Origin of the sequence: Salmonella sp. 32100201201700099SM (assembly GCF_017572645.1) — a bacterium.
In the GTDB taxonomy this organism is placed as follows: Bacteria; Pseudomonadota; Gammaproteobacteria; order Enterobacterales; family Enterobacteriaceae; genus Salmonella; species Salmonella enterica.
Genome location: NZ_JAGERQ010000004.1, coordinates 272648 through 295514, shown reverse-complemented (window position 1 = coordinate 295514; position 22867 = coordinate 272648). Strand labels below are relative to the sequence as shown.

Genomic DNA, 22867 nt, shown 5'->3' with positions numbered 1-22867 from the left:
TTTATTCTGAACAGTTCGGATATAACGCTTTACCGAATACAGACGAATTATCACCACCGTTTTTTTATTACAGCCACGGCATAATTACCGCATGGCTAAATACTCTGAAGAATTAAAAGGCGTTGTCCGCGCACTTTATCTGCGCCGCTATACGCCAAAAGAAATTGCATCTGAATTAAATCTGCCGAATGCGCGGATAGTTTACTACTGGGCTGAAAAATACAGCTGGGCTGATTTGCTCAGTTTTGAAAGCACTGAAGAGGCTATCGAACGCCGCTACCAGCTACTGGCCAGCCGGGATAACAAAACCGATCTCGACCTGAAAGAAATGGACATGCTCATTGCTCACGCCACAAAGCTACGTGCGCAAAGCAATAAGCATAAAGAAAAGATGGCCAGCGGTCAGAATTCCGGGCAGGCAGATGCACGGGACAGCAATGACGACGAACCCCGCCGCAAACGGAAATACAAGAAAAACGATATTTCCTCGCTGACGCAGGAGGATTTTGACACCTGGGCGGAAGAACATCTTTTTGAATACCAGAAACACCTGCGCCGGAACATTGGCCAGCTGGTCAGAAACATCCTCAAAAGCCGCCAGATAGGTGCGACCTGGTATTTTGCATTTGAAGCCTTTGAAAACGCGGTCATGACAGGCGATCCGCAAATCTTCCTGTCTGCCTCCAAAGTCCAAGCGGAATACTTCCGGTCTTACATCGTAAATATTGCTGAACAGTATTTCGGGATCACGCTGACCGGCAACCCCATCCGCTTGTCCAACGGCGCGGAGCTGCGCTTCCTGTCCACCAACAAGAACACCGCCCAGTCCTACAGCGGCCACCTGTACTGTGATGAATATTTCTGGGTTCCAAATTTCACAAAACTTAATGAAGTGGCCAGTGCAATGGCCACACATGACAAGTGGCGTACCACCTACTTTTCAACACCGTCAGCTAAAACTCACCAGGCGTACCCGTTCTGGACAGGCGATGAATGGAAACAGGGCAGTAAAAAACGTACTGCCATTAAGTTTCCGACCTTTGATGAATTGCGCGACGGCGGGCGGGTTTGTCCGGATGGCCAGTGGCGCTACGTCATTACGATGGAGGATGCTATTGCGGGCGGCTTCAATCTGGCCAACATCGAGAAGCTGCGCAACCGCTACAACACAGCCACTTTCAACATGCTCTATATGTGCGTGTTCGTGGACAATAAAGATTCCGTTTTCAGCTTTTCCGACCTGGAAGCCTGCGGCGTGGAAGTGGATACCTGGCAGGATCATAACCCGGACGCCGCCCGGCCATTTGGTGACAGGCCAGTATGGGGCGGCTTTGATCCGGCTCGCAGCGGGGATTTGTCCTGTTTTGTGATTGTGGCGCCGCCGATGTTCGCCGTGGAGAAATTCCGCGTTCTGAAGGTGATTTACTGGAAAGGGATGAACTTCCGGTACCAAGCAAAGCAGATCGAGCAGCTGTTTAAAAAATACAACTTCACCTATCTGGGCGTGGACGTTACCGGTATTGGCCAGGGCGTTTTTGACAACATTCAGCATTTTGCCATGCGTGTGGCCGTCGCCATTCGTTACGACCTGAACACAAAAAATCAGCTGGTACTGAAGGCGGCTGGCGTGGTCGAAAGTCAGCGAATTGAATGGGACAAAAACCTGAAAGAGATCCCGGCCAGCTTTATGTCCGTACGCCGCACAACCACGCAAAGCGGTAACGCCATGACCTTTGTTGCAGACCGCAGCCAGGACACAGGACACGCCGAAGCGTTCTGGGCGATAACCCACGCCCTGCATAACGAACCTCTGAACTATGAAAATAAACCTAAATCACGCTGGAATTTAAGGAACAAGGCAGCATGAGTAAAAAGAAACACTTCGTTAAGCGCGACCAGCGCGGCGATAAGTCAAAAAAAATGAGCATCATTACGTTCGGCAAACCGGAACCGGTTCTGACCACTGGCACCGACTACCGGGATATCTGGTACGACAATGCCGCCGATCATTTTACTCAGCCAATTGACCGGCTGGCACTGGCACAACTGATTAACCTTAACGGTCAACATGGCGGTATCATCCACGCCCGTAAAAACATGATTGTGTCTGATTATCTGTCTGGCGGCCTGACTTACGACCAGCTGGAAGCCGCAGCTTTTGACTACATCACATTTGGGGATATTGCGCTTGGAAAAATTCGTAACGGATGGGGAGATGTGATCGGACTGGAACCCTTACCCGGGCTCTATATCCGACGCAGGAAAGACAGGAACAACGCAACTGATCAACCTGGTGATTACGTGGTGTTACAGGAAGGCGAACCGCAGATATGGCCTGAAGAAGATATTATCTTCATCAAAATGTATGATCCGCAACAGCATATTTACGGACTGCCGGACTACATCGGCGGCGTACATTCTGCATTACTCAACAGTGAAGCGGTCATTTTCCGTCGCCGTTACTACCACAATGGCGCCCACACTGGCGGCATTCTCTACACGCGCGATCCCAGCATGACGGATGAAATGGAAGAGGAAATTGAACAGCAGCTGCGTGACAGCAAAGGGATCGGCAACTTCTCCACCATCCTGGTAAACATTCCCGGTGGAGAAGGTGACGCCATCAAATTCATTGAAATGGGGGATATTTCCGCTAAGGATGAATTTGCCAACATCAAAAATATCAGCGCCCAGGATATTCTGAACGCGCACCGTTTTCCTGCCGGGCTTGCCGGCATTGTCCCGCAAAATACTGCCGGACTTGGTGACGTAGAAAAGGCCGAACGGATTTATAAAAAAAGCGAAGTCGCCCCTGTTCAGCGCCGGTTTATGATGGCCGTAAACAATGATCCAGAAATACCGGAAAACCTGCACCTGAACTTTGATTTAAGTTACACAGAATCAACGGATAAGGGTGCGGTATGAGGCAAAAAAGGCTAAAATCCAGGCATCATTTAACAGCTGGAGCATGGAATATGCGAGTTCTGAAAATCGAATGCCCGGAATGCGGCTCAAAAGCTGTTATTCGTAAAACGAACCGGAAACACCGGCAGATTGCCGATATTTACTGCGCCTGTTCAGATGTCGAGTGTGGCCACACGTTTGTCATGAATCTGACGTTCTCCCACACTCTCAGCCCAAGCGCTAAAACAGGTGATGCTATGGTACAAAAAATACTGAATGCCCTTTCACCCGATCAGCGTCAGATGGCATTAGACTTACTGAAAGCGACTCCCGCCGCATGACAATCCCCCTTTTTGGGGGCTTTTGCCTTCATATTCATCAAGTTTACTTTCCAGATCCGCAGTCAATTCGCTCAGCCAGGCCAGTGCTATATCTTTTTCACAGCCAGTGCACTTACTGTTTGCAATCAACCGGGTAAACAAAGCAATCCGCTGCAATGCGATGGTTTCCAAAAACAAATCCTGCACAAGCATCCTCCTAAAACAGAATAACTGTATATAATTACAGTATACATTCAAGCACAAAATGTAAAAGGGATTTTTCCTGCTATTTAGTGATAAGCGTTTACCTTTCACAGACTTAAAACTAAAACCATCCCGGCCACAGCTCCTGCATTGGCTCGTTTTGCTTCTCCTGTAGTCGTCCGTTCCGGTATATGAGTGCTGACTGACCGAAACGAAGCCCTCCCCCTCGTTTCAGAATGTCTATCTCTTCATCAGAACCATCGAACCCCCGGCTTCTTAATTCCAGTTTTAACCGTCTGCGGGTTCCACCCTCCGTACAGTTATTGACAGAACTCCAAGGGGCGGCGTTGCCGCCAGAAAAACCCGCCTCCGCTGACGCTTCGGTCAACTTCGCAACCTTCTGCCACTTAACCAGACGGGTGCAGACCTCTGAATCTGGAACCAAAGGAGAATAAACACCCTGTACGCGCTGCACGTCTTCCGCATATTCGTTACCCTGTTCCGTAATTTCATAGGCCAGACGAACAACCAGATCACGGCGGGCAACCAGTGCGCCGCCCTGCGCCTGGGTATATGCAGCCCAGTCCCCGACATCAGCAGCAGCCAGAACCGCATCCATTCTGCGATCGGTCAGCACCTGATCCCGCAACCGACGAAGCTCACGCCAGACTGTCACCGGCGCACCGCCAATCTGCTGAAACTGGCGAATGCGCCAGCGTGAAGCCCATGCAGAAACAGATTTAGCCATATCCCGCAGGTTTTCGCCGGTTTCTTCGTCCTGCTCGCCATCCAGCGCGAATCCATCAATGTTTTTGGAAATGTATTTGGCGATGTAGCCCGTCGCTGACCCTTTAGCGGGATCGATGGCTTCAACATGGAAACGTGCCTTTAGCGCATTTGGCGTTTGCAGTTCTTCGGAATCGGTAATTCTGGCGTGATAACAAAGAATATCTCGCACCGTGTCCACGTCCTGCAGGCGCATGAACAGCAACATATGCCAGTGCGGTGTCCCGTCATGGTGAGGTTCGACAACCCTGAACCCAAATACATGGATACCCGCACGCGAGATCGCGGCGCGGGCTTTTGCCCATACGCCACATAAATAGCGCTGGGTATCCTGCGGCGTACTTCCATCCCATTGCGATACAAAGCCCCCTTTGCTGTGTACCGCATGGAAACGAGATGGCGCGGTGATAGTGTAAAACTCACCGGCCAGCCCTTCTTCATTGGCCATATCTTCAAATCCTCGCATTCTTACCATTAGCTCACAGCGACGGATCGCCGGATTTGCAACACTGCGGTGTACCATGCTGTCCAGTGCAATGCGCAACCCTTCATCATTCAGCAGATCAAACTTTTTAAAGAACTCCAGATTTCGTTTTTTCTGTTCTATCCATTCCCCCAGCGTTTTACGGGATACATAAGCGCTGGCCGCTTTCTGCACCTGCCCCACGGCTATGGCCATATGCTCACGCTGTACGTCACGCGCTCGCTTCAGGCGCAGATACCACCATTCAGGTGCCATCATGCGAAGAATGCCGGATTCAGCCTTACGTGTTTCCAGTTGCCCGGCATTGGCTTCATGTTCTGCCCAGTATGGCGGCTGATTATTCAGCATCCGACTGCACGCACAAAGATAGCGATAAGACTCCATCGTTCGGCGGTGCAGCTCTTTAGCGTCGTCAGTGCCGGAATCAAACCGTTCTGTGAAGTCATACAGCGACTGGGAGATCCAGCCAGATATCTGGCCAGCCAGTTTTTTAAGTTCCGGGCGGTCAAGTGACGGCAGGCGTTCCAGCGACTTGCCAAAAGGAAGGTCTATTGCATCAGCGGCCAGCTTATAACGAGCAGCCACTTTGCGCAGACGTGGCAATACATTCCCTCCAATAGTCTGACGCAGGAATGTATTGACACGGCGACGCCCGTCAGGGCCAGTAAAAAGCTTTTCGTAACGACGGCCAAAATACCCTGCTAACCAGTCGGGTATTTCATGCAGGTATTAAGCACGCCATTTATGATCCTGCGGGTTTACAGCCCACAGGCGGCGCTCCGTGATTGTCACGTCTGCCGGTGTACCTGGCGCGAAGGTTTCACGCCGCCAGGCATCAACGGCGTAGCAATCTTCGTTTATTGCCAGCGTCATGCGCTGGCCTCAGGATTCGTCGGTAAAGGCCATTTAAGTATCAGTTCTGCCGCCATTTTCGGGCTTGCAGCTGCCGCACCAACAGCGGCGCATTAACCTTTAAGGCTTCAAACCCTGCATAAAGGTAATGCACTATTTCCAGATCGCTGTTTGACGCTACTACCTGAACTCCACGTTCAGCCAGGCGCCGCAGCTTACGCGCCAGCCGCCCCTGATCCATGTGCGAAAAACCACGCTCATGGTAAGCGGTGAAATTATCGCTATCTGTCAGATAAGGCGGATCGCAGTAAACAACGTCATTCCCGTCCCGAACCAAATCGAGCGTTTCTGAATAGTCGGCAGTAATGAATGTTGCGCGCTTTGCTTTTTCAGCAAAGGCGCAGATTTCATCAGCAGGGAAATAAGGCTTTTTGTACTTACCAAACGGAACATTGAACTGACCGCGGCGATTGTACCGGCACAGGCCATTAAAGCAGTGCCGGTTCAGGTACAGGAAACGCGCAGCAGCTTCTACGGATTCCGAACCAAAGGATTTACCTGACAGGTTGAACGCATCACGCACCGCGTAATAGAAAACCGCTCGGCTTTCTTCGTCACCTAACGAACCGGCAGTAAACAGACTCTCCAGCTCATTAAGCAACGCATCTGTGTGATATGCCATCGCTTTATAAAGATTAACCAGATCAGGATTCACATCTGCAATCAGATACTCGTCATAATCCGTATTCATCATGACGGCACAGGAACCGGCGAACGGTTCAACCAGGCGTTTACCTTCTGGAAGATGCTGGCGCAACTTCGGCATAAGGCGGGCTTTGCTGCCCACCCATTTAAGAGGAGTTTTTACTGCCATGCGGCACCGCCCTTACCAAAAATCACCGATTCTTCGCGCAACAGTTCAATTATTTCAGCAGCATTAAGCCCCTCGGTGGCCGCATGGGTGGCCAGCTTATCCAGACGAGAGGAAAACAGAACGGCGGCTGCTGCCTTTCCCTCATCTACGGCTTTTTTTAAGATTTCCTGATAGTTTGAAAGAGGAGTAGTAACGTTTACTTCAGAGCTAATTTGTGCCATTTCAATATCCTCAAGACAAAAGAATCCCCGGCCACTTGAACCGTGGCCAAAAAATTCAGGTTGTTAATTAGTGAAAAGCGGGTTGTGTAGTGACGGCTGAATAATTCGGTGCCGGAATAAGGTGAAGCTCATAGGTTGTCCGCCACCACTCCTGGATCAGCGCCTTTATCTCGCCAACACCCAGCGCCCCGGCTGTATAGAAAATTGCGCGAATCCCCGCCAGCGCTTCAATCTGTGCCTCTTTGCTCTCAGCTTCGCGGTACACGCAGCACCAGAAAGCGGCATTGATCGCCAGCCAGTGGCGCTGGTTAGTCATGTGTTCGGTGTCATTGAAGAAGAACGGATGCAACGCAATGCGGCCATTTTTACTGGCGCTTTTCTCTGCAAACGCTACCGCGTAGTTATGCGGGACTCCCCACACAGCCAGTTCAGCCCCCAACGATTTACCCTCTACAGAAATAATGCTCATCAGTGATTCCCCTGCTGCAATTTATGGACAATATGAGGTGCGATAATCATCTGCACTTTGTTCCTGGTATTAATGGGATGGACGATTTTTACTGGACGTTCAGCGGTTCGTCTGGAGAAATCACTGTCCCGTAAACTCCCGAATCCGCTAAAAGTTAAACGAGCACGGGAAATTCCCTAGCGCAGCTGTATCATGTCCCGATACTCCAACCGCTCAAAAAGTTCTCGCCAGCAACAATTACTTAAGCTGCGTTTAAAAACTCCGGATCTGGAATTGATTGCAGCAGCATGAAGAACCACCCCGCGCCATTCTGGTGTCAGGTTGTCCCACCATTCAGCGGCTTCACTGCTGGTACTAAAATATTTGCGCCGAATCTTTTTAAGATGATCCAGCCCACGCTTTTGCTGTTCCTGGTTAATTGCCATAACGCCCCCCAACCATTCCCAGCAAGCGGCGGATTTTAGTCGTCAGGAAACGCAGAACAGAACCGCCCTTCATCTGGACAGACTCATGTGCATTGAATTTATAGGTGTGACCAGGATTCCAACGCTGGCCGTTCGGCAGTTCTATCCAACCGGTTGAACCACTGGGTAACTGCATAGCCGGTGATTCTTTTTTCAGGTAAGTCACAAACGCTTTCATAATGTTCCCTCACATCAAGCCGGTGGCGTTAGCCGTCACCAGATCCACCGCTGCGGCCAGAACGGGCGCAGACTGGATACGGCTTTCAACGGTATAAGCCAGTACGGATAAGCTACGGATTGCATCGCGAGCGCGATCCAGAATTTGTGTACGGCGGGCGGCAGTCATATGACCAGTTGATACGGCTTCCCCAGCAATTGCGCCCACACTGGCTGTTGCACTCAGTGCGCACAGCTGCATGTTGCCTTCGGTGGCATTGTTCACCGGTACGGATGGAAGGCAGTTAATCTGCCCCAACATTCCATCCAGTAAACGCGCATCTTCGGTGTAATCCGTAATGGCTAAAAGCTCGTCACAGGTTAAACGGTGCGGCTGTGCTGGATTCAATTTGTTGCGCAGGACCTGCGGCCTCATGCCAACAGCAGCGGCCACATCTTCCAGATTGTGTTCAATCGCAAATGCTCGGCAAGCCGCATCAAAGTGCGCATGTTTGGAAGTCTGATAATCAAACATAGTCTCCGCCTCAAAAATATCTAACATTGATAAGGAGTTAAGAAACTCGCGGCCCCTGATCAGCTGTCCATGCGAGCCAGTCAACATATACCCGCTCTCCTGGAGTGACTTTCGGCTTTATTTTCAGGCGACCATTTTGATACCAGTAACGAGCGCGACGTAAAGGCACACCAGAACGTTCACAGAAGGTGTTTAAATCAACCCAACGATTCTCGCTATGTGTTGAAACAGTGCTAGTCATAAGGCAAACTCTCACAGTTTATGACTGTCAATCGGTGTCAGCGACTGGCAATCCTTGTTAATCAATGGCAGGCTTTGCCGTTCATTTGTACTTTATGATCGAATATGCCTGCTGTCAATAATTTATGACAGGCTTTTTCTAATGAAAATAGATCTAGAGACAGGCGCACGGGAAGGAATTGAGCGTATTTGTGAGGCTTATGGGTTTACTTCGCGTAACCAGCTTGCCCGCCATCTTGGAATTACAAATAGCTCTCTTGGCAGCCGGATTCTAAGAAATAACTTTCCTTCCGACATAGCATTGAGATGCTCCCTCGAAACGGGTGCTTCATTACTCTGGCTTGTAACTGGCGATGGGGCTATGTTCGATCATGCTTCCAGTGATATTGTCAGGATCCCTTCATTCAAATTTGATAATTCGAAGTTGGTTAAAATATCATCCTTGATGTTTGACAAAGTGATGATTCCTGACCACACAGGTGATCTTGAAATCATTGTCGAAGGGAACGCAAAATACTTAGTTGATAAGGCAAATTATGCCGCAGCCGAGGGCAAATATCTGATTGAATACTCAGGAACACAGAGCATAAAAGAATTATCCCTTCTTCCCGGTAATAAGTTGCGAATTGACTGGGGAAAATATCCGTTAGATTGTGAAATTGATGATGTGACCATCCTTGGCAAAGTCATCATGACGATGGTAGTTAGTGCTTAATGGCTGTACGAAAAACAGGCTCAGGAGAGTGGCTATGCGACCTTCGACCTACTGGTGTGAAAGGTAAGCGCATACGTAGAAAATTTGCCACTAAAGGGGAAGCGCTGGCGTATGAGAAATACATCACCAGTGAAATGGAAGAAAAGCCTTGGCTAGGTGAAAAGCAAGATAATCGACGATTATCAGAACTGATTGAGCTGTGGCATGATTTGTATGGCCGGACGTTAGCAGATTCGGACCGCATGATGTCAAAATTGAAAGGTATTTGCGCTGGTATGGGGAACCCAATTGCAGCTCAAATCACAGCTGCAGATTTCAGTAAATACAGAGAAGGCCGCCTGAAGGGTGAAATCCCAGATGTTAACGGACGCTGCATGCCAATACAGCCGCAAACAGTTAACCATGAGCAACGTAATCTATCCGCAGTATTCGGTACGTTAAAAAAATTAGGACACTGGTCACTTCCCAACCCACTTTCAGGAATACCTACGTTCAAAGTAGATGAAAAAATGGTTTCCTTTTTGTATCCGGAGGAGATAAAAACACTACTTCAATATTTATCTGAATCAAACAGCCCCAGTGTGCTAATTATTGCGAAAATCTGCCTCGCGACTGGCGCACGATGGAGTGAAGCGGAAAATCTGGAAGGCTCTCAAGTTACGCCATACCGTATCACTTACAAAAATACGAAAAGTAGAAAGGTACGTTCTATACCTATCTCAAAAGAACTTTATAACGAGATGCCAAAAAAACGAGGCCAGTTGTTTACCCCGTGCCGTAAAACTTTTGAGCGTACTGTAGCTAAAGCGGGGATTGAACTGCCAGAAGGCCAGTGTACACATGTATTACGACATACATTTGCCAGCCACTTTATGATGAATGGCGGAAATATACTTGTTCTTAAAGAGATTTTAGGCCATTCAGATATAAAAATGACTATGATCTATGCTCACTTTGCACCAACGCACCTTGAAGATGTAATAACAAAAAACCCTTTAGCATTAATAAGTTAGAGAAAAATGAACCTTACAATTAATCACTGCATCGTTTTATTTAACATTTTATTTGTGGTTGTTTACATGAGTTATTTATTCAAGATAAAAGCATTCAAGATGAATGCTGAACCTCTTACGCATCAACCATTATTCAAAGCCGCACTAACAATTCCAATAATTAGTTTTTTTCTGCTCGGATTTGTTGCATGGAATGGTCACGATTTTCAAATCGATACAGAAGGATTTAATAATTTCCTAAATATTAGTAAGCTTCCTTTAGCTGTTTTATCCTTATCGATTCCACTGGGAGTAGTTGTCAATAATATTCACCGAACAATACAAACAGACAAACAAATCAAAGAAGCAGAAAAGAAAAACAAAGTGGACTTTTTCTATGCCCATAGAAAAAACACTATAGAAGCATTGCAACACCTTGAATCTTTAGATATTCCTTTAATAAAAAAGAACACAAAATTAGAATTTGAAAATTGTTATTCTACATATCGTAAATGCTATCCTTATGCTTCAACTACTAATAATAATTTTGATGCTTCAAAGGACTACATACAAAATGCAGAACTAATTTGGCGCCAACTAGTTGAACTATTTAAAAAAGAAGAAATTAATGACTATATAGAGTTATATACCCATATATATAGAATTGAAAAACTATTAGAAATATTGCACAACCATTATGGACTAAAGCGTTTAGAGATCGAAAAACTCTATCAGTGCTCCACCTCCGGTGAAGATGAACATATTTTATTCTTAAAAACAAAGTTTTCGGATGAATTGGATATAAAAAAATATCTACAATCATACTGGCACTTTCATTTAAAAATGGTTGAGATGCTTGAATATAATTTCACCACTGAATTTGTGTTACTTATGAAGGATATAATAACTTATTCAGTCAATAATCGTGATAGAAAATACCCCTTATTTCAATATCACTCTACAATTGACGCAAGCGTTCCTCAGTTCATTAAGTTAAAAATCAGCAAAAAAGATCCACAAAATGTCCATGTAGAGTGTTAACGGTTGTTAAGCACTGTTAATCAGTGTCAAACAACACATTGATTTATCTGGTAATGCTTTGTTTTTCCATGCTATGTAAGAGGATGTAGGAATTTCGGACGCGGGTTCAACTCCCGCCAGCTCCACCACTTTTTAGTTGTTTGAAGTACAATGAAGTCTACTAAGCCCGCACAGCACAAGCTCTGCGGGCTTTTTTACATCTATTGCCGCCTGGTGAGGATTGCAGAGAACCTTACGGACACTGGAGTCAAATGACGCGGTGGGTAAAGCGGCTGCGCGATGGGTGACAGGGCAAAACGCCAAAAGTCTCACCAATAACTCCCGAAAGAATTGGAATACGAGAGTCAAAGAAAATGGAACATTCACTGAGAGTCCAGCCTGGCTGGGGCAAAGCTCTCAGTCAGACTGTCGAGCATAAAGATAAGCAGTTGCCCGTGAGACGCCAGGATGTTGGGCTACGGTATCCATAGATTTGCGAAGATTCAGCAGACCTTCTTTGCGAAGCTTAATGATCAATTCTTTTCTGTCAACTGCTTTAAGCGTCCTGGCCGTAGTGGCACGAGCAGCGGCGAAACTATCTATGCGCTGTCGAATGGTCTCTGTTCCTCCAAGAGCAATATTTTCTCACGGAATTTTTTATTACCGTAGGCGTTATTCAGCGTAATCCGAAGACGTGATCCTGCTCACCCAGTCAAACATAACTTGCATATGATTGCCATTGGATGTCCTCACACCAACCTGACACGCATTTACGCCTGTCGTTTTGCCAGTCAAAACCTGTCCATACTTCATATAGATTTTGATACCGACTCCCTGTTTATAGCACTTATTGCAAATCGAGAAATAATCTCTTCTTGATGGAGTATATTGCTGAAGATTAAATTCGTCAGCCGGCACCAGTGAAAGATTAAAAGCGTCATTACCTGATAATTCTTCAAGAATTGCCAGATACTCTAATTTAACTTCAATGCGCTTATTTCCTTTAGGTTTATCTGAAGCCAGAATCAAATTTTCCCTCGGATTAAACTTCGCAATGTAGCCTGTGATTATCCGGGCATTATTACTCACCAATCGAACAGGGATATCATTAAAACGTAGAAATTGAACTCGACGAGCAAGCATAGAATAATCCCGCGGCCATATTTCAGCCTCTCGCCCGTAGGAAATATCATTTACAGCCATACATTCCATAAAGATATATTCATCTATGCTGAATGAAAAAGCCCCGAATTCACGGGGCTGAATAAAACGAAATAAATTAACGTAACAGAGACAGCACGTTCTGCGGGACCTGGTTAGCCTGCGCCAGAACGGAAGTACCGGCCTGCTGCAGAATCTGCGCGCGAGACATGTTGGAAACTTCGGTCGCGTAGTCGGAATCTTCGATACGGCTACGCGCTTCAGACAGGTTGTTTACGGTATTGCCCAAGTTGGTGATAGCGGAGTTGAAACGGTTTTGTACCGCACCCAGATCAGAGCGCAGCGCATCCACCTGCGCCAGCGCGGCATCAATTTTCTGCAGCGGGTTTTCGGTGGTTTTAGCGGCTGCTTCCGCCAGCTCTGGTTGTGCTTTGAAATCATGACCAGCGGCTTTGCTGGCATTGTAGGTTTTACCGTCGATAGTAACGACTTCGGTTTTACCGTCTACGCCACCCAGTTGGTTAGCCGCTGTTTTGGTAGTGCCGTCAGCAGCAGTATAACTTGTAGTTTTAGCTTTAATTGCTCCTGTCGCTTCATCGTAATCTGCAGCGTAATACTTATCGCCAGCTTTAAGCGCATAACCGCCTTCAATTGTCTTACCATTTTTATCGGTATAAGACATTTTGACCAATGTCGCGGCATTTGCATCGGCAGTGTCAACGCCGCCAGCGATTAAGGCATTCTTAGCATCTGCTGAAACAACTGCTGGTGTATCTTTTAACTCCTGTACTTCTGTTTTAGTTGCCGCACCAGCAGGCATTGTGGTTTTAGTTGCACTCGTAGCAAGTGTAACTTTACCGTCAGTAGCAACGTTAACTTCATAATCGCCATTTTTGGCGGCATCAGCACCAGTAAAGCCACCAATAGTAACAAAGTACTTATTATTATCTGCGTCAAATTTAACTGTACCACTCGTTACAGCAGCCGTACCAGTCGTACCACCAATGGCCGCTTTGATGGCCGCATCATCAAGGCCTGAGGCATCCAGTGTAGTACCATTATCGGCATAAGCTTTCGTTGTTACTGCTGTATCTTTCACATCATACGCTTTCTGCACGTTCAGTGAATCCAGGCCCAGGGTCTGAGAGTTGATCTGCTTCAGATCGATATCGATAGTTTCACCGTCGTTGGCACCAACCTGGATGGTCAGGGTGTTGTCCTGCGCCAGGACTTTCACGCCGTTGAACTGAGTCTGACCGGATACACGGTCGATTTCGTTCAGGCGCTGGGTGATTTCAGCCTGGATGGAGTCGAGGTCAGACTGGGAGTTAGTGCTGTTAGCAGACTGAACCGCCAGTTCACGCACACGCTGCAGGTTGTTGTTGATTTCGTTCAGCGCGCCTTCAGTGGTCTGCGCGATGGAGATACCGTCGTTAGCGTTACGGGAAGCCTGAGTCAGACCTTTGATGTTCGCGGTAAAACGGTTAGCAATCGCCTGACCTGCCGCATCGTCTTTCGCGCTGTTGATACGCAGACCAGAAGACAGACGCTCGATAGCGGTGCCCAGTGCGGACTGGGATTTGTTCAGGTTATTCTGGGTCAGCAGCGACAGACTGTTAGTGTTGATTACTTGTGCCATAAAATTTTCCTTTTGGAAGGTTTTTGATAAAGCAATCCTCCATGAGAAAAGCGACTAAAATTCTTCCTTATCTGATGTAAAGGAGAAAATCATGGCTACTATTGGGTATATTCGGGTGTCAACAATTGACCAAAATATCGATTTACAGCGTAATGCGCTTACTAGTGCAAATTGTGACCGCATTTTTGAGGACCGTATCAGTGGCAAGATTGCAAACCGCCCCGGCCTGAAACGAGCGTTAAAGTATGTAAATAAAGGCGATACTCTTGTCGTCTGGAAATTAGACAGACTGGGCCGCAGCGTGAAAAATCTGGTGGCGTTAATATCAGAATTACATGAACGCGGAGCTCACTTCCATTCTTTAACCGATAGTATCGATACCAGTAGCGCGATGGGGCGATTCTTTTTTCATGTAATGTCAGCACTGGCCGAAATGGAGCGAGAATTAATTGTCGAGCGAACCCTTGCCGGACTGGCTGCCGCCAGAGCGCAAGGACGACTGGGAGGGCGCCCTCGGGCGATCAACAGACATGAACAGGAACAGATTAGCCGGCTATTAGAGAAAGGCATCCTCGGCAGCAATTAGCTATTATTTTTGGTATTGGCGTATCCACCTTATACAGATACTTTCCGGCAAGCCGTATAAAAAAACGAATGAATTAAAATAAAAATCACAACAGGGTGGATATAACATTTTTGTAATACAGGCGTATGGCATAAATAAACCGAAAGGGTATACGAAAAAGACAGCATCTAATTAAAAAGAGAAAAAATTCAACGCATTAACATATATAGTGTAACGCGCTCACGATAAAGCCTATGTTATATCCAGCTATAGACGACATCGCTCAAAACACTACCAGACGCAGTGTTCACATAGAAAGGCTTTTTAATCAAACTGTTAGGTGTAAGCAATTACAGACAGAAAAAGTAGTAAAGTTTATGCCTCAAGTGTCGATAACCTGGATGACACAGGTAAGCCTGGCATAACATTGGTTATCAAAAACCTTGGTTTTCAAGAATCAATAAATCGTGTGGCTGATGCGCTATAAAAATCGCAGAGCGGTGACGATAGTCCGCATAAGGAGCTGTTCGTTCGCAACATTCGAACGGTGACGTTAAAGCTGGTTTCATTGGTTAATGAAGACAAAGGGAACAAAATTACTACAGAGTTGATACCACAGAGATAGTCCAGGCTCGCAGGTGATACGGGATTTAACGCCGGAAAGTCTGCACAGAACACGATCTGCCGCCGGACACCAGTAAATTGCCCCGCAACGTGTTATCAATACTACTCCCTACGTTTCCCGTTACCTTGCTGTCGGTACGTTTACCGCATTGTCTGAAAGGTTATTTACGAAGTTATCATTAATAATCCACGGGCGTCTGGTATGCGAATCCAGTTCCCCAATCCTGGCGCTTTGCCTTTGCGACCATACGCGCATAAATAAGCCTGAAACCAAACTTCACCGCTTAACGCTCTCCTCTTTCCCGATTTTTACGCAAAAAATCATCGCATGATCAAGTGTCGTATTAGTTATTGCATTTTTCAAATGATATTGGTAATTATTATCATTCTCATTAACGACTTGTTCGATGTATGACGTGGAGAGAGAGGATTTCTCATGCGTATTCTGTTTGTCGGTCCACCACTGTATGGACTGCTATACCCTGTGCTGTCCCTGGCGCAAGCGTTTCGTGTTAATGGCCATGAAGTGCTGATTGCAAGCGGTGGAAAATTTGCACAGAAAGCAGCAGAAGCTGGGTTGGTGGTATTTGACGCTGCGCCTGGTTTCGATTCGGAAGCGGGTTATCGCCGTCAGGAGGCATTACGAAAAGAAAATAACATTGGAACAAAAATGGGGAACTTCTCATTCTTCAGCGAAGAGATGACTGACCCGCTGGTCGCGTTCGCCGGGCAGTGGCGACCAGATCTCATCGTCTACCCTCCCCTTGGGGTCGTTGGACCACTGATTGCCGCTAAGTATGACATTCCGGTAGTGATGCAAACCGTCGGCTTCGGTCATACGCCCTGGCACATCAAAGGCGTGACGAAATCACTTTCTAACGCCTACCGCCGCCATGGGGTCAGCGCGCCACCAAGAGATCTGGCGTGGATAGACGTCACACCGCCCAGCATGAGCATACTGCAAAATGACGGAGAGCCGGTTATCTCCATGCAATACGTCCCGTATAACGGCGGCGCCGTCTGGGAAGAATGGTGGGAACGTACACCTGATCGCAAGCGTCTTCTGGTTAGCCTCGGCACCGTCAAACCGATGGTGGATGGCCTGGATCTGATTTCCTGGGTAATGGATTCTGCCGGCGAAGTAGATGCCGAAATCATCCTGCATCTTCCGGCAAACGCCCGCTCGGATTTACGTTCGCTGCCGCCGAATGTCCGTCTGGTCGACTGGCTTCCGATGGGCGTTTTCCTTAACGGCGCCGACGGTTTTATCCACCATGGCGGCGCAGGCAACACCCTGACGGCGCTACATGCTGGCATTCCGCAGATAGTCTTTGGCCAGGGTGCCGACAGACCCGTCAATGCCCGCGCCGTGGTCGAGCGTGGATGCGGCATTATTCCCGGTAAGAGCGGGCTTACGAGCAGCATGATCAATACCTTCCTCGGTAATCGCGCGCTTCGCGAGGCGTCGCAGGAGGTCGCGGCGGAAATGGCGGCCCAGCCTTGCCCGACCGAGGTGGCAAAAAAACTGATCGCCATGCTGCAACACGGCTAACCGCGGCAGCGCAATGACAATATGGCGGCTGAGCCCAGACTGTGTCGCCATAACTCATCTTTCACCGATAAGGAGGCTTAATGCCCGCGACCCATTCCCCCATGCCCGCTCGTGCCTGGATAGTTCGCCTTGCCCGCGTGTGTTGGGAACGAAAAACACTGAGCATCATTGTCATCGTAGCATCAGTATCGACCATTTTACTGGCTGCGCTGACGCCGCTAATAACGCGTCAGGCCGTCAATGACGCGATAGCAGGCGATACGCCCCACCTGCCGTTACTTGCCTGCGGCCTGCTGTTAATTGCCCTTTTTGATTTTATCGGGAATTACGTGCGCCGCGGCTATGCCGGAGAACTCTCGTTGTGGGTTCAGCATACGTTACGTAGCCGTGCGTTCGACAGTATTCAAAAACTGGACGGCGCAGGCCAGGACGCCTTGCGTACCGGGCAGGTCATTTCGCGTACCAACAGCGATCTTCAGCAGGTACACACCTTGCTACAGATGTGTCCGGTGCCGCTGGCGGTGCTCACTTACTATGTGGCCGGCATCGCGGTAATGCTATGGATGTCGCCATCCATGACGCTTATCGTGATTTGCGTACTGGCCGCCCTTGCCATTACCGCCCTGCGCGCCCGTCGCCGTGTTTTCGCGCAAACGGGACTTGCCTCAGACCGGCTGGCGCACATGACGGAACATATGCGCGAAGTATTGGAACAGATCTCAGTGGTGAAGTCCTGCGTGGCGGAGTTGCGCGAAACGCGTTGGCTAGATGGTCAGTCGCGGCAGATGGTGCGGGTACGCATCGGCGCCGCTATCTCGCAGGCGATGCCGGGCGCAACCATGCTGGCGCTACCGGTGATAGGGCAAATCGTCCTGCTGTGCTATGGCGGCTGGTCGGTGATGAACGGGCGCATCGATCTGGGAACCTTCGTTGCGTTCGCGAGTTTTCTCGCTATGTTGACCGGCCCCACCCGCGTACTGGCATCGTTTTTGGTTATCGCACAGCGCACACAGGCGTCGGTGGAGCGCGTCTTCGCGCTTATCGACACGCGTTCTCGCATGGAAGACGGTACTGAGTCGGTTGAAGGTCAGATTATCGGGCTGGACGTGGAGAAGATGAGTTTCCACTACGACAACGGTAACCGTATCCTCACTGAGATCTCGTTTTCCATTCACGCCGGTGAAACCGTGGCGGTGGTTGGCGCATCCGGCTCCGGAAAATCAACATTGCTGATGTTGCTGGCGCGCTTTTACGATCCCACCTCCGGCGGAGTATGGCTCAACACCACTACGGGTCAACAGAATATTCGCGACCTGAAACTGACGGCGCTTCGTCGTCGCGTTGGCGTAGTGTTTGAAGACGCGTTTCTGTTTGCCGGTACGGTGGCGGAAAACATCGCCTATGGGCACCCGCAAGCGACTCAGGACGACATTCGACGCGCCGCCGATGCCGCAGGCGCCAGCGGGTTCATCAATGCGCTACCGCAGGGGTTCAACACCCGACTGACCGAACGCGGAAGCAACCTCTCCGGCGGCCAACGCCAGCGTATTGCGCTAGCCCGAGCATTGATTACCGCGCCGGAACTGCTGATTCTCGATGACACCACCTCGGCGGTCGATGCCGGTACTGAAGCGGAAATTAACACGGCTCTTGGTCGTTATGCCGATAATGAGCATATGCTGCTGGTGATTGCACGCCGCCGTTCAACACTGCAGTTAGCCGATCGGATCGTCGTGCTGGATAAAGGCCGCGTCGTGGATATCGGTACCCAGGCGGAGCTGGATGCAAGGTGTTCGACGTTTCGCTCGCTGATGAGCGGCGAGGGGGATTTTCTCGCCCTTGCCCCGGCAGAACAACGTACGCTATGGCCAACAACGCAGGCGGTAAAATCCGACGACGCGCATGAGCGCCAGACACCCGCCGGAAAAGGTTTTGTCGACCGGATGACGCGCGTTCCGGAACGCGCCGTACAGATGGCGCTGGCAGGCCACGGGCGTCAAGTCTCATCGCTGCTGACGCCAGTAGCCTGGATGTTCGTCATCGCCGCCCTGCTTATCGCGCTTGATTCCGCCGCAGGCGTTGGCGTGCTGGTGCTTTTGCAGCGCGGTATTGACTCAGGCGTTGCCGCAGGGGATATGTCGACTATTGGCATATGCGCCCTGCTCGCGCTGTGCCTGGTGGCGATCGGTTGGTGCTGCTATGCGCTGCAAACGATCTTCGCCGCCCGCGCGGCAGAGTCGGTACAGCATACGGTACGCTTACGCAGCTTCAGCCACCTGCTACGCCTGAGTCTTCCCTGGCACGAGAAGCACATCGACTCGCGTCTTACTCGCATGACCGTCGACGTTGATTCACTCGCCCGATTTCTGCAAAACGGTCTTGCCAGCGCGGCCACCAGCATCGTGACGATGGTCGCTATCGCCGCGGCAATGTTCTGGCTTGACCCCATTCTTGCGTTAACGGCATTAAGCGCCGTACCTGTAGTGATACTGGCGACGTGGATTTACCGCCGTTTGAGCTCGCCTGCCTACGCCCAGGCACGGCTGGAAATTGGTAAGGTGAACAGTACGCTTCAGGAAAAGGTCTCCGGTATGCGGGTAGTTCAGTCACACGGCCAACAGAAGCAGGAAGCCGCCAGGCTACGGGCGTTATCAGACAACTTCCGCGCCACCCGCGTGCGGGCGCAAAAATACCTTGCTGTCTATTTTCCGTTCCTGACCTTCTGCACCGAGGCCGCCTATGCCGCCGTGCTTTTAATCGGAGCGACCCGGGTCGCCGAAGGCGAAATGACGCCCGGGATACTGGCGGCGTTCTTCCTGCTATTGGGACAATTTTATGGCCCGGTACAGCAGTTGTCAGGCATTGTCGATTCCTGGCAGCAGGCGACCGCCAGCGGCAAACATATCAATGCGCTATTGGCGACTGAGGAAACGGAGAATATTGAACCGTCCTCCATAACGCCTGGCACTGGCGGCGCGCTACGTCTGGAGGCATTGACATTCCGCTATCCCGAAAAAACGCAACCTGTGCTTGATAAGCTCTCGCTCACCATTCCGCCAGGAACGGTAGTCGCGGTGGTCGGACGTAGCGGCACCGGCAAATCGACGCTGATCAAGCTGCTGGCCGGGCTCTACTCTCCCGGCAGCGGGCAAATCCGTGTCGGTGAGCGCCTAATTGATGCCGCGTCGCTTAGTGATTATCGTCGCCAGACGGGGCTGGTCACTCAGGATGTCGCATTATTTAGCGGCGATATTGCCGAAAATATCCGCTATTCGCGGCCAGACAGCAGCGACACGGAGGTGGAGATCGCGGCGCGACAGGCGGGACTCTTTGAAACTGTGCAACATCTGCCGCTGGGGTTTCGTACTCCGGTCAATAACGGCGGCACGGATCTGTCCGCGGGCCAGCGTCAGTTGATTGCCCTCGCCCGCGCCCACCTGGCGCAGGCGCATATTCTGCTGCTCGACGAGGCGACAGCGCGTATCGACCGTAGCGCCGAGGAGCGCTTAATGACCTCGCTTACCAGGGTGACGCATACCGAGAAACGTATCGCGCTTATCGTCGCGCACCGGCTGACCACCGCTCGCCGTTGCGATGTTATTGTCGTAATCGATAAAGGATGTATCGCTGAATATGGCAGCCATGAGCAGTTGATAGCGACTCATGGCCTGTATGCTCGTCTGTGGCGGGACAGCGTCGGCCAGACACGCGATACGCAAGAAGAGGTCATGGGATAGTTTTTATCGCCACGATTTACGCAAAAGAAAGCCCACAAGCGGCTGTTCCTGTAACAGCCGCTTTAGCTATTAGTACTGACCGAAATATAAATGAGATGGAATACAAAGAATGAGACTGAGCCCGCCCGTCGCTCCTGTCGCTATACAGACCGCTACGCGCCTTCGCCGCCAACTCGCCGCCGGAAGCCAGGTTGACGCTTCTCACTTCTGGCGAGAAGCAAACTCGCTCGCACTGCCGCTGGTGACAGCCATTAACGGCGCAGACGATGAACGGGAAGTCACCTTCCTGTGGCGTGCCGCCTCTCCTCTGCGGGGGGTTTATGTTCGCCTGAACCGTGTCACCGATAAAGATAACGTGGCGAAAGGTATGATGACGCAACTGCCCACAACGGATATCTGGCATCTGACGCTTCGCTTACCGGCGTCCTACTGCGGTTCCTATACGATGGTCGAAATACCACCGGAAGCCCCGGACGAGACGGTGTTGCAGCTTGGAAGCCGTTTCGCCTCCCTTGTCGGGAAGGCGGACCCGCTGAACAGCACGCCGGGAATAAATGTTCGGGGCAATGCGCAGGAATCCGTTCTGGCGCTGGATCATGCCCCGGCACAGGAGGAGTGGTCAGGCTGTCGCGCTTACGCCGGGCAGCTTTTCACCTCAGAGCATCGGCTCGCCGGACAATGTCGCCGTGTGCGGCTGTATCTTCCTGACGTTCCTGTCGTACAACCGCTGGGCTTGCTGGTACTCACGGATGGCGAGATCTGGTTCGACCATCTTGGGGTAAGCGCCGCCATTGACGCCGCCATCCGCAGCGGACGCATCGCGCCGGTGGCCGTACTCGGCATTGATAACATCAACGCGCGTGAACGCGTCGCAATCCTCGGCGGTCGCCGCGAGCTGGTGCTCGACATTGCCGAACGCCTGCTGCCAACCCTTCGCGCCAAATACCCGGAACGGCAGTGGGCGGACCGTACACAAACGGTGCTGGCAGGGCAAAGCCTCGGCGGCGTGACCGCGCTGATGGCGGCCCGCCACGCGCCAGAGAGCTTCGGCCTGGTGCTGAGCCACTCCCCCTCAATGTGGTGGACGCCGGACAACCGCAATCGCCCGCCCCATTTCAGCGCAGAAGAGCGCTCATGGGTCAGCGAACATGTGTTATCCGCGCCCTCGCCAGCCGTACGTACGCATCTGTGCGTGGGATCGCTGGAAGGTTCGACGGTCCCGCAGGTCAAACAGTTGCATGAAAAATTGCGCGCCGCCGGCGTTGAAAGCCATTGCAACGTGTACACCGGCGGTCACGATTATGCCTGGTGGCGCGGCGCGCTGATTGACGGATTACGTCTACTGCCCCGATAAAACTTCACCTACCAAAAAGGAATCACATCCGATGTATGGTCGCCAGTACCACAACAAGCGCTATCGCATGGCGCTATTTTTAGTGAGTTTTTGTTTTAGCGCGCTGAGTTATGCGCAGCCGGATATGCAGCCATTAGGGCCGAATATCGCTGATAAAGGTTCGGGATATTACCATTTTAGGGTCAATGACTTTCAATCTGCCGATGGCGCAAGACATTACCGGGTATGGACCGCTATCCCCAATAAAGCCGCCCCGCCGTCGGGTTATCCTGTCTTATATATGCTGGACGGCAACGCAGTGATGGACAGACTGCCGGAGGCGCTGCTCAAACAACTGGCAGACCACTCGCCGCCGGTGATTGTGGCGATTGGCTATCAGACTAACCTGCCGTTTGATCTTAACGGCAGAGCTTATGACTATACGTCGGTGCCGGGAATCGATCGCGAAAGCAGTGAAAATAGCCCGCGTTTTCATCGTAAGACCGGCGGCGGGCCAGCGTTCCGCCAGCTACTGGAGAGACATATCGCGCCGCAGGTGGAACAAGGAATAACCATCAACCCCGAACGGCGCGGGGTATGGGGACATTCTTATGGCGGCCTGTTCGTTTTAGACTCCTGGCTGTCGTCATCCTTCTTTCATATCTATTACAGCGCCAGCCCGTCACTCAGCAGGGATAACTTTGTTCTGTTGAATCGCCTTACGACAGTGAAGCCGTCGCTGTTCTGCCATAAAAAACTCATCATAATGGAAGGTTCAGCGTCGAATGGGGATAGCAGGCAACGCCAGATGGCCGAGCTCCTGCAAAAAATTCAGGAGACCGTGAGAACGCTTGAGAACAACGGCGTTAACGCGGCCCTGCAGCATTACCCGGGCCTGGGCCACGGGCCCATGTTTAACGCCTCTTTCCGCAGTGCATTGCTGGATATCAGTCGCGAACCGGCAAGCCAAAAACCACGCTGCCATTAACCCGTCGCCAGAATATGCCCGCCAGCGGCGGG

Annotated in this window: 17 protein-coding genes and 5 pseudogenes; 11 read left to right on the top strand and 11 right to left on the bottom strand. The window is 50.5% G+C overall.

Annotation, left to right across the window (positions count from 1 at the left end; all coding sequences use genetic code 11):
- Positions 1-91: 91 nt before the first annotated feature.
- From J4685_RS08810 to J4685_RS08800, 3 genes are read left to right on the top strand one after another with little or no spacing between them, the layout of a single operon-like run.
- Positions 92-1867 carry a terminase large subunit domain-containing protein gene (locus tag J4685_RS08810; RefSeq protein WP_001151947.1) on the top strand — a complete coding sequence of 592 codons (1776 nt, stop codon included), beginning with the start codon at positions 92-94 and terminating at the stop codon, positions 1865-1867.
- A complete protein-coding gene (locus J4685_RS08805; protein ID WP_000038210.1) occupies positions 1864-2925 on the top strand; it encodes a phage portal protein in 1062 nt (353 codons plus the stop codon). The genes J4685_RS08810 and J4685_RS08805 overlap by 4 nt, the downstream gene beginning before the upstream one ends.
- Positions 2922-3245 carry an ogr/Delta-like zinc finger family protein gene (locus tag J4685_RS08800; protein WP_001552031.1) on the top strand — a complete coding sequence of 108 codons (324 nt, stop codon included), beginning with the start codon at positions 2922-2924 and terminating at the stop codon, positions 3243-3245. Before J4685_RS08805 ends, J4685_RS08800 begins: the two co-directional genes overlap by 4 nt.
- On the opposite strand, the gene J4685_RS08795 is transcribed toward J4685_RS08800, so the two are convergent.
- The 8 genes and pseudogenes from J4685_RS08795 to J4685_RS08755 form a co-directional block, all read right to left on the bottom strand.
- On the bottom strand, positions 3219-3437 hold the full coding sequence (locus J4685_RS08795; protein WP_000960960.1) for a hypothetical protein: 219 nt from the start codon (positions 3435-3437) through the stop codon (positions 3219-3221). The genes J4685_RS08800 and J4685_RS08795 overlap by 27 nt on opposite strands.
- 112 nt (positions 3438-3549) lie before the next feature.
- Positions 3550-5571 (bottom strand): annotated as a pseudogene (locus J4685_RS08790) (replication endonuclease).
- Positions 5568-6424: pseudogene (locus J4685_RS08780) on the bottom strand (DNA adenine methylase). Before J4685_RS08780 ends, J4685_RS08790 begins: the two co-directional pseudogenes overlap by 4 nt.
- Positions 6415-6645 (bottom strand): DUF2732 family protein, encoded by a 231-nt coding sequence (locus J4685_RS08775; RefSeq protein ID WP_000057334.1) that lies wholly within the window; start codon positions 6643-6645, stop codon positions 6415-6417. Before J4685_RS08775 ends, J4685_RS08780 begins: the two are co-directional and overlap by 10 nt.
- Positions 6646-6712: 67 nt before the next feature.
- Positions 6713-7114 (bottom strand): hypothetical protein, encoded by a 402-nt coding sequence (locus tag J4685_RS08770; RefSeq protein WP_000022786.1) that lies wholly within the window; start codon positions 7112-7114, stop codon positions 6713-6715.
- Positions 7114-7539, bottom strand: a pseudogene (locus J4685_RS08765) (hypothetical protein). The gene J4685_RS08770 and the pseudogene J4685_RS08765 overlap by 1 nt, the downstream one beginning before the upstream one ends.
- Positions 7529-7756 (bottom strand): phage filamentation protein Fil family protein, encoded by a 228-nt coding sequence (locus tag J4685_RS08760; RefSeq protein ID WP_000643374.1) that lies wholly within the window; start codon positions 7754-7756, stop codon positions 7529-7531. The pseudogene J4685_RS08765 and the gene J4685_RS08760 overlap by 11 nt, the downstream one beginning before the upstream one ends.
- A 9-nt stretch (positions 7757-7765) precedes the next feature.
- Positions 7766-8269: a phage regulatory CII family protein gene (locus tag J4685_RS08755; protein ID WP_023211710.1), complete on the bottom strand. Its 504-nt coding sequence runs from the start codon at positions 8267-8269 to the stop codon at positions 7766-7768.
- A 382-nt stretch (positions 8270-8651) separates the two neighbouring features.
- Here J4685_RS08755 and J4685_RS08750 point away from each other — a divergent pair, with 382 nt between their 5' ends.
- The 3 genes from J4685_RS08750 (at position 8652) to J4685_RS08740 (ending at position 11257) form a co-directional block, all read left to right on the top strand.
- The gene (locus tag J4685_RS08750; protein WP_000687097.1) at positions 8652-9224 is read left to right on the top strand and encodes a phage repressor protein CI; all 573 of its coding nucleotides are present in this window, start codon (positions 8652-8654) and stop codon (positions 9222-9224) included.
- Complete coding sequence (locus J4685_RS08745) at positions 9224-10237, top strand: tyrosine-type recombinase/integrase (RefSeq protein ID WP_012532529.1); 1014 nt, start codon at positions 9224-9226, stop codon at positions 10235-10237. Before J4685_RS08750 ends, J4685_RS08745 begins: the two co-directional genes overlap by 1 nt.
- Positions 10238-10336: 99 nt before the next feature.
- Complete coding sequence (locus J4685_RS08740) at positions 10337-11257, top strand: hypothetical protein (RefSeq protein WP_228370095.1); 921 nt, start codon at positions 10337-10339, stop codon at positions 11255-11257.
- Positions 11258-11653: 396 nt separating this feature from the next.
- On the opposite strand, the pseudogene J4685_RS08735 reads toward J4685_RS08740, so the two are convergent.
- The 3 genes and pseudogenes from J4685_RS08735 to J4685_RS08725 form a co-directional block, all read right to left on the bottom strand.
- Positions 11654-11860 (bottom strand): annotated as a pseudogene (locus J4685_RS08735) (helix-turn-helix domain-containing protein); the annotation flags it as partial.
- Between the two features lie 48 nt (positions 11861-11908).
- On the bottom strand, positions 11909-12448 hold the full coding sequence (gene fljA / locus J4685_RS08730; RefSeq protein WP_000389001.1) for a phase 1 flagellin gene repressor FljA: 540 nt from the start codon (positions 12446-12448) through the stop codon (positions 11909-11911).
- Between the two features lie 67 nt (positions 12449-12515).
- Positions 12516-14036: a FliC/FljB family flagellin gene (locus J4685_RS08725; protein ID WP_000079791.1), complete on the bottom strand. Its 1521-nt coding sequence runs from the start codon at positions 14034-14036 to the stop codon at positions 12516-12518.
- A 91-nt stretch (positions 14037-14127) separates the two neighbouring features.
- Between J4685_RS08725 and hin the strand changes: the two are divergent.
- The 5 genes and pseudogenes from hin (at position 14128) to J4685_RS08700 (ending at position 22835) form a co-directional block, all read left to right on the top strand.
- Positions 14128-14699: pseudogene (hin, locus tag J4685_RS08720) on the top strand (flagellar phase variation DNA invertase Hin).
- A 962-nt stretch (positions 14700-15661) separates the two neighbouring features.
- Entirely contained in the window at positions 15662-16777 is a 1116-nt protein-coding gene (iroB, locus tag J4685_RS08715; protein ID WP_001221110.1) for a salmochelin biosynthesis C-glycosyltransferase IroB, read from the top strand.
- Positions 16778-16857: 80 nt separating this feature from the next.
- A complete protein-coding gene (gene iroC, locus J4685_RS08710) occupies positions 16858-20514 on the top strand; it encodes a salmochelin/enterobactin export ABC transporter IroC (protein ID WP_001111794.1) in 3657 nt (1218 codons plus the stop codon).
- A gap of 109 nt (positions 20515-20623) precedes the next feature.
- Positions 20624-21868 carry an esterase family protein gene (locus tag J4685_RS08705; protein ID WP_001239931.1) on the top strand — a complete coding sequence of 415 codons (1245 nt, stop codon included), beginning with the start codon at positions 20624-20626 and terminating at the stop codon, positions 21866-21868.
- A 31-nt stretch (positions 21869-21899) separates the two neighbouring features.
- A complete protein-coding gene (locus J4685_RS08700; RefSeq protein WP_000274377.1) occupies positions 21900-22835 on the top strand; it encodes an alpha/beta hydrolase in 936 nt (311 codons plus the stop codon).
- The last annotated feature ends 32 nt before the right edge of the window (positions 22836-22867 follow it).

What these genes read in the sequence shown, in the direction of transcription:
- J4685_RS08770 (WP_000022786.1), bottom strand. Translation starts at nt 7,114, where the DNA reads ATGAGCATTATTTCTGTAGAGGGTAAATCGTTGGGGGCTGAACTGGCT.
- J4685_RS08725 (WP_000079791.1), bottom strand. Translation starts at nt 14,036, where the DNA reads ATGGCACAAGTAATCAACACTAACAGTCTGTCGCTGCTGACCCAGAAT.
- J4685_RS08805 (WP_000038210.1), top strand. Translation starts at nt 1,864, where the DNA reads ATGAGTAAAAAGAAACACTTCGTTAAGCGCGACCAGCGCGGCGATAAG.
- J4685_RS08705 (WP_001239931.1), top strand. Translation starts at nt 20,624, where the DNA reads ATGAGACTGAGCCCGCCCGTCGCTCCTGTCGCTATACAGACCGCTACG.
- J4685_RS08755 (WP_023211710.1), bottom strand. Translation starts at nt 8,269, where the DNA reads ATGTTTGATTATCAGACTTCCAAACATGCGCACTTTGATGCGGCTTGC.
- J4685_RS08795 (WP_000960960.1), bottom strand. Translation starts at nt 3,437, where the DNA reads ATGCTTGTGCAGGATTTGTTTTTGGAAACCATCGCATTGCAGCGGATT.
- J4685_RS08775 (WP_000057334.1), bottom strand. Translation starts at nt 6,645, where the DNA reads ATGGCACAAATTAGCTCTGAAGTAAACGTTACTACTCCTCTTTCAAAC.
- J4685_RS08810 (WP_001151947.1), top strand. Translation starts at nt 92, where the DNA reads ATGGCTAAATACTCTGAAGAATTAAAAGGCGTTGTCCGCGCACTTTAT.
- J4685_RS08750 (WP_000687097.1), top strand. Translation starts at nt 8,652, where the DNA reads ATGAAAATAGATCTAGAGACAGGCGCACGGGAAGGAATTGAGCGTATT.
- J4685_RS08745 (WP_012532529.1), top strand. Translation starts at nt 9,224, where the DNA reads ATGGCTGTACGAAAAACAGGCTCAGGAGAGTGGCTATGCGACCTTCGA.
- fljA (WP_000389001.1), bottom strand. Translation starts at nt 12,448, where the DNA reads ATGGAATGTATGGCTGTAAATGATATTTCCTACGGGCGAGAGGCTGAA.
- iroC (WP_001111794.1), top strand. Translation starts at nt 16,858, where the DNA reads ATGCCCGCGACCCATTCCCCCATGCCCGCTCGTGCCTGGATAGTTCGC.
- J4685_RS08800 (WP_001552031.1), top strand. Translation starts at nt 2,922, where the DNA reads ATGAGGCAAAAAAGGCTAAAATCCAGGCATCATTTAACAGCTGGAGCA.
- iroB (WP_001221110.1), top strand. Translation starts at nt 15,662, where the DNA reads ATGCGTATTCTGTTTGTCGGTCCACCACTGTATGGACTGCTATACCCT.
- J4685_RS08700 (WP_000274377.1), top strand. Translation starts at nt 21,900, where the DNA reads ATGTATGGTCGCCAGTACCACAACAAGCGCTATCGCATGGCGCTATTT.
- J4685_RS08740 (WP_228370095.1), top strand. Translation starts at nt 10,337, where the DNA reads ATGAATGCTGAACCTCTTACGCATCAACCATTATTCAAAGCCGCACTA.
- J4685_RS08760 (WP_000643374.1), bottom strand. Translation starts at nt 7,756, where the DNA reads ATGAAAGCGTTTGTGACTTACCTGAAAAAAGAATCACCGGCTATGCAG.